8 protein-coding genes are annotated in these 13728 nt (G+C 34.0%); 7 read left to right on the top strand and 1 reads right to left on the bottom strand.

Features of this window, described 5'->3' with window-relative positions:
* The first annotated feature begins 201 nt into the window (after positions 1-201).
* The 7 genes from AC2TDS_RS14620 (at position 202) to AC2TDS_RS14590 (ending at position 12252) form a co-directional block, all read left to right on the top strand.
* Positions 202-2547, top strand: a complete 2346-nt coding sequence (locus tag AC2TDS_RS14620; RefSeq protein ID WP_484736317.1) for a TolC family protein — start codon at positions 202-204, stop codon at positions 2545-2547.
* 30 nt (positions 2548-2577) lie between these two features.
* Positions 2578-3669: an efflux RND transporter periplasmic adaptor subunit gene (locus AC2TDS_RS14615; protein ID WP_484736316.1), complete on the top strand. Its 1092-nt coding sequence runs from the start codon at positions 2578-2580 to the stop codon at positions 3667-3669.
* A 19-nt stretch (positions 3670-3688) separates the two neighbouring features.
* Entirely contained in the window at positions 3689-6802 is a 3114-nt protein-coding gene (locus AC2TDS_RS14610) for an efflux RND transporter permease subunit (protein WP_484736315.1), read from the top strand.
* Positions 6803-6887: 85 nt separating this feature from the next.
* On the top strand, positions 6888-7460 hold the full coding sequence (locus AC2TDS_RS14605) for an META domain-containing protein (RefSeq protein WP_484736314.1): 573 nt from the start codon (positions 6888-6890) through the stop codon (positions 7458-7460).
* A gap of 7 nt (positions 7461-7467) precedes the next feature.
* A complete protein-coding gene (locus AC2TDS_RS14600; protein ID WP_484736313.1) occupies positions 7468-8160 on the top strand; it encodes an ion channel in 693 nt (230 codons plus the stop codon).
* Between the two features lie 4 nt (positions 8161-8164).
* The gene (locus AC2TDS_RS14595) at positions 8165-11818 is read left to right on the top strand and encodes a ShlB/FhaC/HecB family hemolysin secretion/activation protein (RefSeq protein ID WP_484736312.1); all 3654 of its coding nucleotides are present in this window, start codon (positions 8165-8167) and stop codon (positions 11816-11818) included.
* A gap of 56 nt (positions 11819-11874) precedes the next feature.
* Positions 11875-12252, top strand: coding sequence for a DUF423 domain-containing protein (locus AC2TDS_RS14590; RefSeq protein ID WP_484736311.1), 378 nt, complete (start codon positions 11875-11877; stop codon positions 12250-12252).
* A 20-nt stretch (positions 12253-12272) separates the two neighbouring features.
* Here AC2TDS_RS14590 and AC2TDS_RS14585 read toward each other — a convergent pair whose 3' ends face one another.
* Complete coding sequence (locus tag AC2TDS_RS14585) at positions 12273-13130, bottom strand: YjiK family protein (RefSeq protein ID WP_484736310.1); 858 nt, start codon at positions 13128-13130, stop codon at positions 12273-12275.
* Between the last annotated feature and the right edge of the window lie 598 nt (positions 13131-13728).

Below are 13728 nucleotides of genomic sequence, written 5' to 3'. Positions count from 1 at the left end.
CACATTAATCCCCTTTAACTTAGGGAATATTTCATCTCTTTATCTAGCCTATAGCACTACTATAAAACAATGGAACAAGTCACTCATTTTCAACAAGTTAAATATATAGTTGCATATTTGTCATTTTTTATTTAAGTTAATTTTACGTAATTTGCGCCCGTTTTATTTTGTTTTTTTTTCTTTTTAAAAAACTATATCTACATGAAAAAACTAACCACTTTTATACTCATCTTATGCCTATCTGCATTACAGTCACAGGTGAAAAAGAGTTACAATATCGGTGTACTTCTAGACTATCATACTTCAGAAGTCGATCCATTACTGAATCAATTAAAAAGTCAAATTAAAGCTATTGTAGGTGAAGATGCCATCATCAATTTCCCTGATAATAGTCTTCTAATTAACAATTATGATTTAAATAAGGCACAACAAAACTACCAAACCCTATTAAACAACAATTTAACCGATATCATTTTGGCCTTTGGCATCGTGAATAGTGAGGTTGTTGAAAATCAAAAAAACTATCCTAAACCTACTATTTTATTTGGTGCAGTAAACAGAGATTTTAACAAGATTGATCTTTCCAAAACTAGCTCAAACACACCAAATTTCACCTATTTAATCAACTCGCAATCGTATTTAGACGATTTAAAAAAATTAAAAGAACTTACTGATTTTAAAAACGTAGGAATTATAATTGAAGCTCCTTTTGTAAACATTCTACCTTTGAAGGAGACCTTTGACAAAGATTTAAGAGAAACCGGAGCGAATTACAAACTAATACCATTCGAAAACACCAATGACATTATTTCAAACCTCAGCGGAGTTGATGCTGTATATATTGCCGGTGGTTTCTTCTTAACGGATGAAGAAACCAAGCTATTAGCAAACACATTCATTGATAAAAAGCTACCCTCTTTTACGATAAACAACATAAAAGATGTACGAAATGGAATTATGGCTACCAATCAGTCCGAAAACAGTCTTGATCAATTTATACGCCGAGTTTCATTAACTGTTGAAAACTACGTCAACGGAGCTCCATTATCTGAAATGCCTGTTTATATCGAATACAGTCCTCGTTTAACTATTAATTATAATACGGCAAAAACAATTGGAGTTCCCATCAAATACAGTCTGCTAAATAGCACTGATTTTATAGGTGAGATGAAAAACATAAATGCCCAAAAAACATACGACCTAGAAACAGTAATACAACAGGTGTTAGGAAAGAACCTAAGCTTGATCGCTAGTCAGAAAAACATAGACATTAGTAACCAAAATATAAAAAGCGCCAAAAGTAATTACTTACCAAGTATTACCGGTGCTGCAACGAGTACCTATATTGACCCTCGTTTAGCAGAAATCAGCAATGGTCAAAACCCTGAATTCTCAACTTCTGGAAATATAACCTTACAACAAACCTTATTTTCACCTGCGGCAAGTGCAAATATTACTATTCAAAAAAATTTAAAGAAAGCACAAGAAGAAAGTTATAATATTGACGAACTAAACACCGTTTTTAATGCATCAAACGCCTATTTCAATGTCTTAATTTTAAAAGCTAATGCCAAAGTTAGAATGAGGAACTTAGAGCTTACTAAAAAAAACCTAGCAATAGCAACACAAAATTTTGAAGCAGGCGAGTCTGGAAAGTCGGACGTATTGCGTTTTCGTAGTGAATTAGCACAAAATACGCAAGCAATGATTGAAGCAATCAATCAATTGCAACAAGGCCAAATCAATTTAAATCAATTACTCAATAATCCCATAGAAATGGAGATTGATGTTAACGATGCTGTATTAGACAAAGGGCTTTACAAAGATTACAATTATAGCCAATTAACAGAGTTATTAGATAATCCAACCACCCGTGAACCTTTTATTTCTTTTTTAATTGAGGAAGCAAAAAAAAATGCACCAGAATTAAAATCTCTTGACTATAATTTAAAAGCAACTGAACGCAATATTAAGTTAAGTGGTAGCAATAGGTTTATCCCTACAATCGCACTACAAGGACAATATAATCATACTTTTACCAGAAAAGGTGCAGGAAGCACTCCGCCCCCAGGCTTTTCTTTGATCGATAACAATTACAATGTTGGCGTCAACTTGTCACTTCCTATCTTCAATAGAAACCAAAACAATATTGATAAGCAGACGGCGATGATTCAAAAAGACCAAATAGAAACCAATCGTCTTAACAGCGAATTAAATATTACCTCTAATGTGCGCAGAGATGTATATAATCTAATCAATCAAATTTCTAATATTGAGCTTTCAAAAGTTTCTGAACAAACAGCAAAAGAAGTATTAGAGCTAACCCAATCTTCATATCAGGAAGGTGCTGTGAATTTCGTACAGTTAATAGATGCTCAAAACAATTACATCACTGCACAATTATCAAGAGCCAATGCCGTCTATAATTTTTTTATTAACGCACTGCAATTAGAGCGTAATATCGGGTATTTCTTCCTTTTACATACTCAAGCTGAAAACGATAAATTCAGACAACGTTTTCAACAATACTTATTAACTAAAAAATAAAGCCTCAATTCAACTATTAAAAACTTCAGAATGATGAAATCTATAATTCAACTTTTCGTAGGTACCTTCTCCTTACTATTTTTAATTTCTTGTGGAAAAGAGAAAAAAGAAACTGTAAAATTAATCCGCCCTGTAGAATTCAAAACAGTAGGGTACTACGAAGGAGGTAAAATTCGATCATTTAGTGGAACTTCCCGCACGGGTAAAATCATAAAACTTAGTTTTAGAAGCTCAGGTATTATTACTTCATTCGATATCAAAATTGGACAAAAAGTTCGCAAGGGTCAGCAATTAGCAACTTTAGATAACGTACAAGCTCGTTTAAATTATCAGAGTACAATATCGAATCTTAATAGTGCCGAATCGGCAATGAACACTGCAAAACTAAGCTTAGACAGAAACCGTAAGCTTTTCGAAAAAGGAAGTGTTTCTTTAAGTAATTACGAAGCTGCCAAAAACCAACACACCTCTTCTAAAAACTCTTATAACTCTGCCAAACAAAGTGTTGCGCTACAACAAGAACAAATTCGATTTGGTTATGTAATTGCCCCAGAAAATGGTGTTATTTCATCTGTGGCTGCTGAAATCGATGAAAACATAAGCCCAGGTCAAACTATAGCAACGTTAAACGCAGGTACCGATATGGAAATTTCATTAGGTATACCAGAAAGTATCATTAACATTGTTAAAGAAAACATGTCGGTTCAAGTTTCTTTTTCATCTATTCCAAATAAACTGTTTCAAGGAAAAGTAACTGAAGTATCTCCATCAGTTGATAGTAATACAGCTACGTATCCTGTTCGAATTGCATTAATAAATCCGTCGAAAGAAGTTAAAAGTGGTATGGCAGCGAATGTTGTGTTTCAGTTGGAAGATACCAACAAGACCACTAAAAAAGAAATAGTTGCCCCAGCGCATGCGGTTGGAGAAGATAGTAATGGAAACTTCGTGTTTTTAATTAAAGAAGAAGGTCAAAATGCAAAAGTATTTAAACAAAAAGTGGTTATAGGCGAATTAACACCTAAAGGCTTTATTATTAATTCGGGGCTATTACCAGGACAAAAAATTGCAACAGCTGGTTTGCAAACTTTATTAAACGGACAAGAGGTAAAACTTCAATAACCTTAAAGCAACTTACCACATGAACTTAGCAAAATTTTCAATCGACAAAAACCGAATAACCTTTACGGTACTTGCCACTATAATTATCATGGGACTCATCATGTATTCTAGTTTGTCACGTGATAGTATGCCTCCGTATACCGTAAGAGCTGCCAGTATAGTATCTTCTTTTCCTGGTGCAAGTCCTGAGCGTGTTGAGCAGTTAGTTAGTGATAAAATTGAAAAAATAGTACAAGAATTACCAGAACTTAAAAATGTCTCTAGCACCTCTCGAACTGGTTTATCAATTGTTTCCGTTACATTAAAAGACGAAGTACCTAAACATAAGATGCAATCCGTTTGGGATCGTTTGAGAAGGAAACTTAACGCCATGAAGGGGTTACCACAAGGAGTTAATCCTAACTTAAATGACGATGGCATTGGAGACGTTTATGGAATAGTGGTAGGCTTAACCTCTGATGGTTTCTCATATGCCCAATTAAAAGAGTATGCTGATGATATAAAAGATGATTTAATAAAACTACCAGATGCTGCTAAAGTAACACTTGGTGGTGTGCAAGATGAACGCGTATTTATAGAATTTGATAATACCAGGCTTAAAGAATATGGTTTATCATCATCAAAGCTTCAACAATTTATATCAAATACTAATATTTTAATTTCTGGAGGCCAGGTGAACGTAGGTGATGAAAGAATTATCCTGGAACCTACTGGAAATTTCAACTCTATTAAAGACATTAATGATTTGTTGATTCCCGTGGGTAAAGGAGGCGCACAATTAATTAAACTAGGAGATATAACCACGATAAAAAAAGGATATATAGATCCCTCAAAACAACTTGTAAAAGTCAATGGAAAAACTGCCATTTCAATACATGTTAACTTAAAAAAAGGAGCCAATATAATACAATTGGGAGAAGTTGTTAATTCTGTCGTAAACAAATGGCAAGTAAAATTACCAATAGGGTTAGAATTGACACGTGTATCATCACTAGACTCATATATCGATGCTAAAATAGATTCGTTTATCTCCAACTTATTGCAATCAATAAGTATTGTTTTAGTTGTTATGCTGATCTTTTTAGGAATCAGAACAGGATTTGTTATTGCTAGTTTGATCCCTATTGTTACAATTATGACTCTTATGATTATGGGGTTAATCGATATGGGATTGAACCAGGTAACACTGGCTGCCTTGATCATGGCACTTGGAATGTTAGTTGATAATGCAATTGTAGTTGCTGAAACCATCATGGTTAAAATGGAACAAGGTGTAAAAAGATTTGAGGCTGCCACGCAAGCTTTTTCTGAGTTATGGATGCCTTTACTTATCTCAACTTTAACCACATCCGCTGCTTTTTTAGCTTTTTATTTGTCGCCAACAACGATGGGAGATATTGTAGGGCCTATTTTTGTGGTAATCACGATTGCTTTGTTATCATCTTGGATCATTGCTCTTACTGTCATAACAATGTTTTGTTATCTGTTTTTAAATATACAACCAAAGGGTACTAAAAAACCAAGTATTATTGATAAGAGCATAGATGCATTGAAAGTGTATTACAAAAACCTAATTTTAATTGCCCTTACGAACAAATGGAAAGTCACTATTGGCATTTTTATCGCTTTCTTTTTATCATTGTACGGGTTTACCAAAGTTAACTTTGTTTTCTTTCCAGATAGTGATCGTAATATGATCACTATTGATGTAAACCTCCCACTAGGCACTAAAATTGAGCGCACACAACAAATTGTTTCATCGATAGAACAATTTATGTTAGATTCTTTAAAAACCACAAAAAGCAACCCCAAAGGTATTCTTAGCTGGTCTTCATATATTGGACAAGGTCCAGAATCATATGATTTAGGATATAGTCAAGATGAAGCGAATTCAAGTTATGCTCATATTTTAGTCAATACTTCTTCATTTAATGAAAATAAAGAGATGATTGCTAAATTAGATAAATACGGTTTCAAAAACTTCCCAAATGCCGACATTAAAGTAGGTGCTTTAGGTGCTGGAGGCGGAGGTAATCCTATTGAAGTAAAAATTTCAGGCCCCAACCCTGGTGAATTAGCCAAAATAGCGGAAACAGTAAAAGCAAAACTCTTCTCTATTGCTGGCGCCAAGAACATTAAAGATGACTGGGGACCAAAAAGTAAAAAATTCCTTATTAAAATCGATCAAAACAGAGCACAAACAGCAGGTATTTCTAGTCAAGATATTGCTATTTCCTTGCAAACGGTTTTAGATGGTTTCAATACTGGTGAATACAGAGAAGACAATAAATCAATTCCTATCTTATTACGTAGTGATGATAGTCAGCAACAAACCTTAGCATCATTAGAAACCCTTAACGTTTTTGCACAATCAACAGGTAAAAGTATCCCATTACTACAAGTAGCTAATATCATTCCGCTCTGGCAATATTCAAAAATCAAACGTCTTAACTTACGAAAAACCATCAATATTTCGTCCAAGCTTCGTGAAGGAGGTAACGCAAGTGCTATCATGGCAGAAGTAACTCCTTGGTTACAAGAAGAAGTTAAAAATTGGCCTAAAGGATATACCTACGAACTAGGTGGAGACGCAGAGCGCTCAGCAGAAAGTATGGGTTCTGTAATTCAATATTTACCTTTATCAGGGTTTATCATTGTACTATTGTTAATAATACAGTTTAATTCCTTCAGAAAAATGGGAATGGTGCTACTAACCATACCTTTAGGAATTATAGGTGTTGTAATTGGCTTACTTACCTTTGGAGAGCCTTTTGGTTTCATGCCTTTCTTAGGAGTTATCTCTTTAGCAGGAATTGTAATTAATAACGCTATCGTACTGATTGACCGAATGGAAGTTGAGCAAAGCCTTGGCAAATCAACGGAAGATGCCGTTATCGCTGCTTGCTTACAAAGGTTCCGCCCTATTCTGTTAGCTACCTTTACCACAGTGCTAGGATTAATTCCATTGTATCTATCTGGAGGTGAAATGTGGGAAGGAATGGCAGTAAGTATTATGATAGGTTTACTTTTTGGTACCGTTATCACCTTACTTTTTATACCATCGCTATATAGTATTCTATTCAAGATAAATTATAAAAATTACTCTTTTAACGAAGCCCTATTAGCCGATTAACATGAAAGTAATCGTTTACATTTTTAATTTGTTATTCGTAATCTCTTGTGTACCGAGTAAAAAAGTAAGCGAGAAGATGATATGGGTGAATAGCTCCAAAGTTCCATGTACTGGCGCATCTTCCAAACAATGCATGCAAGTGCAAACTGGAGAGCGACTCAAGCCTGATCAATGGACTTCTTTTTATGACACCATTAGAGGATTTGACTATAGACCAGGTACTATTTATAAATTAAAAGTTTCTATCGAAAGCCTAAAACTTGTAAAAACATATCATCTACTAGAAATTGTATCCGAAATGCCTGATGCAACATTGAACTTAAATGATCTCTGGGTATTAACCCATATTAATGGTAGTGAAATCAAAATTGACCATTCGCATGAAAGACCTCGTTTAGAAATAAAACCATCTGAAAAAAAGATTTTTGGAAAAGGCGTTTGCAATCGTTTTTCAGGTACTATCAAAAATATAAGTAACGGTTATATTGAATTTAATGAGGATATAAACAGTACACGAATGATGTGTAATAACATACAATTAGAACATCTATTTTTTAACACCTTAACTAAAACCAAAAAATATATTATTGAAAATAACCAATTATCTCTAACAAATAACACGCAAGAGGAAGTGTTGCGTTTTAAAAAAATAGACTAATTTTCTTATGAGACAACGGTATGTATCTCTATATGAACATCGATTCGAATTATTTCTAATTGTTCAACTATTCATCCTTTTTGGGTCGTTAGTGTTTCCTGTTAAATTTTTCGAATCTATTATTTTACCTGTATTATACTCTTTGAGTTCTCTGACAGGTATTTTAATTCTTTCTAAAGTTAAAAGAGTCATGTGGGTTTCCTTCATTTTATTTATCATATCACTACTCATGTTCGGAGGAGATGTAGTTGCTTACAGGAATATGTCAGGTGATTATCTCTTAGTAAGGTTTTCGATGTACTTCACCATCACCACCCTTGTCACTTTCCATACTATAAAGCAAGTATGGAGAGAAAATAAAGTTGACCGAAAAGTTATCTTTGGGCTTATTAGCGGTTATATTTCACTTGGTTTTTTAGGTTTTTTATTATTTGTATCAATAGATTTAGTCTATGATAATGCCTTTACAGGGCTTCTCGTTGATCAAAGTGTAAATTACAAATCTCACAGTGAAAATTTATTATATTTTTCTTTTATAACTTTGCTAACAATTGGATACGGCGATATAACACCTGCCATTCCTATTGCTCAGAAGGCAACCATTTTGGTGGGGCTTGTTGGGCAATTTTACGTTACCATTGTTATAGCCATAATCGTTAGCAAGTATATTAATTATTCTATCATTAATTTTGAAAAGTAACCGTATGAGAAACAGTTATATTTATGTATTATTATCAGTTTTATTAAGCTCATGTGCTGTTTATAAGGCTCAATATGCTGATAAGCATGCTCCAAGAACAATCACAGTTACCAAAGAACTATCGCATTCTTTTTATTTGATTGGCGATGCTGGTTATGTAGATATAGGTAAAACCTTGCCCTCGTTAAACTATTTTCAAAAGGACCTAGAAACAGCACCAAAAAATAGTACAGCCTTGTTTTTGGGAGATAATATTTATCCGGTCGGAATGCCCAAAAAACAGGATACTGAAAGAGCCTTGGCTGAGCATCGTTTACAAATTCAAATAGACGCAGTAAAAAATTATAAAGGCAACCCTGTTTTTATTCCTGGAAATCACGATTGGTATAGCGGTATAAAAGGCTTAAAGCGTCAGGAAAAAGTCGTAGAAAAAGCCTTAGGTAAAAACTCTTTTCTGCCTCAAAATGGTTGTGGTCTTAAAAAGATAGACATTAATGATGACTTAACTCTTATTATTATAGATAGTAAATGGTTTATCACTGACTGGAACGATCATCAAACCATTAATGAAGATTGTGATATTAAAACTCGTGAGCGTTTTATAGACGAACTCTGGGGCTTATTCAAAAAGAATCGCTACAAAAACGTAGTAGTTGCCATGCACCATCCATTATATAGCAATGGCCCTCACGGAGGAAGTTTCTCCTTTAAAGATCATATGTCACCCTTTCCAGTATTGGGAACCTTTAAAAATATGTTACGTGCTCATGCAGGAATTCAAACGGACAACTTTAACAAAAATTATACAAACTTCATTCAAGAGATAGAAGCAATTGCAGAAGATTTTAAAAATAACATTGTATTTGTAAGTGGTCATGAACACAACCTTCAATACATAGAAAATGATGGCTTTAAACAGGTAGTTAGCGGTGCTGGTTCAAAACAATCTCCTGCACTTGCCGGTTACGGAGCACCTTTTACTTACGGAAATCACGGATATGCCAAACTAAACTTTTATAAAGATGGATCCGCTGTAATTGAATACTATGCTGCCAACGATAAAGATAAAAACAATTTGTTATTTAGTAAGGAAATTATTGCTCCTAAAACGGTAAACGGAAACTATGATTTTAGTGAGTTTAACACCCATAATAAATTTGTTCAAACATCTATTTACCCTACTGAAGACACACAAGTTAGCGGCTTCCATAAATTTATGTGGGGTGATTTGCATCGAGATAAATATGGTGAAAAAATTAACGTACCCGTATTAGAATTAGACGCTGTTTTCGGTGGATTAAAACCTATTAGGCGTGGAGGAGGAAACCAAACCAATTCTCTTCGTTTAGAAAATGCTAACGGAAAACAGTATGTATTACGCTCCATGTTTAAAGATGGTAGCCGTATTATGGGAGGTATTTTAAAAGGTACCATCTTAATTGATGTGATTCAAGATATTTTTACCATGTCACATCCGTATGCTGCCTTTGTAATTCCTGATATGGCTCAAGCGGTGAATATCTATCATACGAATCCGAAATTGTATTATATGCCTAAACAACCTGCCTTAGGAAAATACAATGATGTTTTCGGTGGAGAGCTATATCTATTAGAAGAACGCCCTGCTGGAAACAGAGAGGATATCGCTAGCTTTGGGAACTCAACAAAAATCATAAGTACTTTCGATGTTTTAGAGAAACTTCGCAAAAATGGCAAACATACTATCGACCAAGAATGGGCCGTACGTTCGCGTTTATTTGATATGGTAATTGGCGACTGGGATAGACATGAAGATCAATGGCGCTGGGCTTCTTTTAAAACAGCAAGCGGAAAAACATACTATCGTCCTATACCAAGAGATCGAGATCAGCCCTTTTCTAAATTTGATGGACTAATGATTCCTTTGTTTCAACAATTTTTCCCGTTGGTGAAAAACATGCAAACTTTTGAAAACGATATAAAGGATATGAAATGGTTTAATAACTATCCGCGTTTTTTCGATGCAGAATTTTTGAATGAGCTCACATTAGAAGATTGGTTGACCCAGGCAACCTATATTCAAAAACATTTAACAGACGAAATCATCGAGTCATCTATCAAAAAATTCCCTAAAAAGATTTATGATATTGATGGCGCTGAAACCATTGCTAAAATTAAAGCTCGTAGAGATCTTTTAAAGAATATTACGCGTAGGTATTATAAAAAATATGCTAAAACGGTTTACATAACAGGAACCGATAAGGATGATGCTTTTACTATTGAGCGTTTAAATGACACAGACACCAAAGTGACTGTTACACGCAAGGATCAAGTTATTTATGAGCGTACATTTACCACTAAAGAGACCAAAGAAATTCAAATTTACGGATTGAACGGTGACGATACTTTTCATATTTCAGGAAAGGTAAAGAATGGTATTTTACTTCGTTTGATTGGTGGTCAAGATCATGATGTATATACCGATAAATCATCAGTGGCTGGTTGGGGTAAGAAAACAAAAATTTACGATTATAAGTCGAAGAAAAACACACTACATAGCAGCAATGAAACCGCTGATTTACGATCAGACAATTATCTTAAAAACACCTATAACCACCGAGACATAGAAAACAATACGACTATCGTGTTTCCAAGTGTTGGGAGCAACCCTGATGATGGTTTCTTTTTTGGAGCATCCTTAACGCATACACGTCATGGCTTCAAAAAACAACCGTTTGCAAGTCAACATATTATTTCAGCAAATTATTTTACTGCCACTAATGGTTTTGATACAGAATACAATGGTGAATTTACAGAGTTTCTTGGAAACTGGAGTTTAGCGATTAAAGCAAAAGCAACCAGTGATAATTATTCTATTAACTTTTTTGGCTGGGGAAATCAGACAATTTTTAATCAAAACTTCGATTTAGATCATTATCGTGTCAAAAAGAGTGAATTAAGCTTTACACCGGCTCTTTTAAGACGCTATAGAGGTGGTAATATTCTTAAGTTTTCTTCTTCCATCGAAGGAATTAAAGTGCAAAATACCCCTAACAGGAATATTACTAATTACAACAAAAGTGTTGTCGATATTTTTGATACAAACTACTTTGTCGGAGGAGAAATTAGCTTAACGCACAATAGACTTGACAATAGTAGCTTCCCTACAAAGGGGATGAATTTTGAAGTAGCTGTAGGCGCCAAATCAAACATGAATGATTTTAACAGGCGTTTTGGCTACATTAAAAGTGCTCTAGCCATTTATCAAAACTTAGTACACAATCGTTCGTTCGTATTTGCATCTGAAATAGGTACTCATATTAATGTTGGCAATCGTTTCGAATTCTATCAAGCTGCGACGTTAGGTGGTGATCGAAGTTTACGAGGATTTAATCGTCAACGATTTACAGGTACGGAAAGTTTTTACCACAGTAATGATTTACGCCTGCGTTTTGGAGAAATTAAAACATCCATACTTCCCATAAAAGTTGGGATTTCTGCTGGATTCGATTACGGTCGTGTTTGGAGTCCGAAACAAGCTAAAAATGCCGTATGGCACACCAGTTACGGAGGTTCATTATGGTTAAGTGGAATTGATATACTTACAGTAAACCTTTCTTATTTCCAAGGAAACACAGATGAAAAAAGAATTGCCTTTGGCTTAGGTTTTTCCTTCTAATCAATAAAAAACAAAGACTTTACGATGTATATTTGTAAAGTCTTTTTTCATTACTTATGATACAAACAATCTTAATTTTTGGTGCTTTATACGGTATGCTCTCTGTGATTTTTGGAGCTTTCGGCGCGCACGCCTTAAAAAAAATATTGACAGAAAACCAACTAAAATCAGTTGAAACAGGTGTTAAATATCAAATGTATCACGCCATTGTATTATTGCTCATTGGTTTTAACATAGAGCACCCAGGTTTTGCCATGGGCTGGAGTTTTATACTAGGAATCTTTTTATTTTCATTTAGTATTTACGGACTTATACTATCGGAAGCCAGTGGCAAAAAACTACGATTTCTTGGCCCTGTAACTCCTTTAGGCGGGCTGATGTTAATTATAGGATGGGTACTTCTCTTGTACGATATAATACTTTTTACAAAGTAAAATTATCTACTAAAAAACGGTTATTCTTTATGGATAGAAAATTCATAGAGATTCCCTCCCGATCCATGGGATTGCTCGTCAGTAATATAAAGTGTATTAATATCTTTAAAAGTAATGCCTTCTTTTTGCGACGTATGTCCCAAGTTATATTGGGTTAAGGTTCCATTAAAGAAATTATCATCTTTAAAATCAGTAAACACAAAAACTGTATTGTGATTTAACAAAGCCACTTGGGTCTGGTCTGGTGACATACTTGCTGCGGTAATCCAACAACTCAATTTATCATTACATGTTTCAAAACTATCAATATACTCAGCGATATGTTTTCCAGGAGAAGCCGGTATTTTGTATAGTTTCGTCTTTCCAAAAGATTTTTTCACTCTACTCTTGGTGAAAATATACAAATAGTTGTTATAGTATAACAACGATTCTGCATCAAAAAATCGATCCTTCTTTTTGGGAGGAAACTTCGTTTGATCAGGATACCTAAACCTTATTTTATCAAATTCTACATGACCTCCCTTCAATAAATGTTGTTTATTAATTTTATAAATCACCAAATTTTTTCGTTTATTATCGTTGTTTCCAATATCAGCAATGTATAAATTACCCTGTTCATCTGAAGTTATATCTTCCCAGTCTCTATTTTTGACATCTAGCTTTACTTTTTCTTGAATCTCCCCCTTTATATTGACTCCATAAACTATTGGTTTATTTCCACTATCATTCAGCATCCATAACAGATCAGAACCTTTTATTTTCTCAACTCCAGAAACTTCTTCCAAAGTACTGGGCATATCCGCAACTACAGTTAACTGGCCATAATTAGTACAACTCAAAAAGAAGAATGCACTTAAAAAGACTATTGTTTTTTTCATTTAGATATTCGTTTTTTTGGTTGATAAAGATACTAAATACAGATAATCTCCTAAAATACAGCGCGTAAAAATTTTATAGAATCTAAATAGAACTAAGAATGATATAGAATCTCATATTATGCTTTCCTTAAAATTCCTTAAAAACTCCTTCGAAATTAAAATTTTACATGACATCTTCCGACGCCGAAAACACATACCAACCCACCTCATTAAAAAGTTAAAATTCACGAAGTTTCTTTCCGTATTAAACTAAGTATATTTCAGATAGCCTATAGGGCATTTAATAAAACCAATTACGATTGGTAAATTATCATCAAGGTAGTATAAATAGCAAACCACAACATCCATAAGATGCTGTGGTTTTTTCGCAGTAATTAGTGTATACTACATTTGGTTATCGTATATATCGTTAACTTTTTTAGTGGTACATTATGGTTAGTTAATGTTTTTTACTTATAGTAAGTTACTATTCGATACCAAAGTTTGATAATCCAAATATAAAAAAGCAACACACTTAAATAATAAAAAAAATCATAAGCGGTAGTAAATCGGGTATAAGCGTGTCAATTTCGCAGATAATGCCATAAACAAGGAATAA

The sequence above is a fragment of the Tenacibaculum profundicola genome (assembly GCF_057220795.1).
Note: the sequence above shows the minus strand (reverse complement) of the source record. Positions and strands in the feature narration are given on the sequence as shown.

What these genes read in the sequence shown, in the direction of transcription:
- AC2TDS_RS14595 (WP_484736312.1), top strand. Translation starts at nt 8,165, where the DNA reads ATGAGAAACAGTTATATTTATGTATTATTATCAGTTTTATTAAGCTCA.
- AC2TDS_RS14620 (WP_484736317.1), top strand. Translation starts at nt 202, where the DNA reads ATGAAAAAACTAACCACTTTTATACTCATCTTATGCCTATCTGCATTA.
- AC2TDS_RS14615 (WP_484736316.1), top strand. Translation starts at nt 2,578, where the DNA reads ATGATGAAATCTATAATTCAACTTTTCGTAGGTACCTTCTCCTTACTA.
- AC2TDS_RS14590 (WP_484736311.1), top strand. Translation starts at nt 11,875, where the DNA reads ATGATACAAACAATCTTAATTTTTGGTGCTTTATACGGTATGCTCTCT.
- AC2TDS_RS14585 (WP_484736310.1), bottom strand. Translation starts at nt 13,130, where the DNA reads ATGAAAAAAACAATAGTCTTTTTAAGTGCATTCTTCTTTTTGAGTTGT.
- AC2TDS_RS14610 (WP_484736315.1), top strand. Translation starts at nt 3,689, where the DNA reads ATGAACTTAGCAAAATTTTCAATCGACAAAAACCGAATAACCTTTACG.
- AC2TDS_RS14600 (WP_484736313.1), top strand. Translation starts at nt 7,468, where the DNA reads ATGAGACAACGGTATGTATCTCTATATGAACATCGATTCGAATTATTT.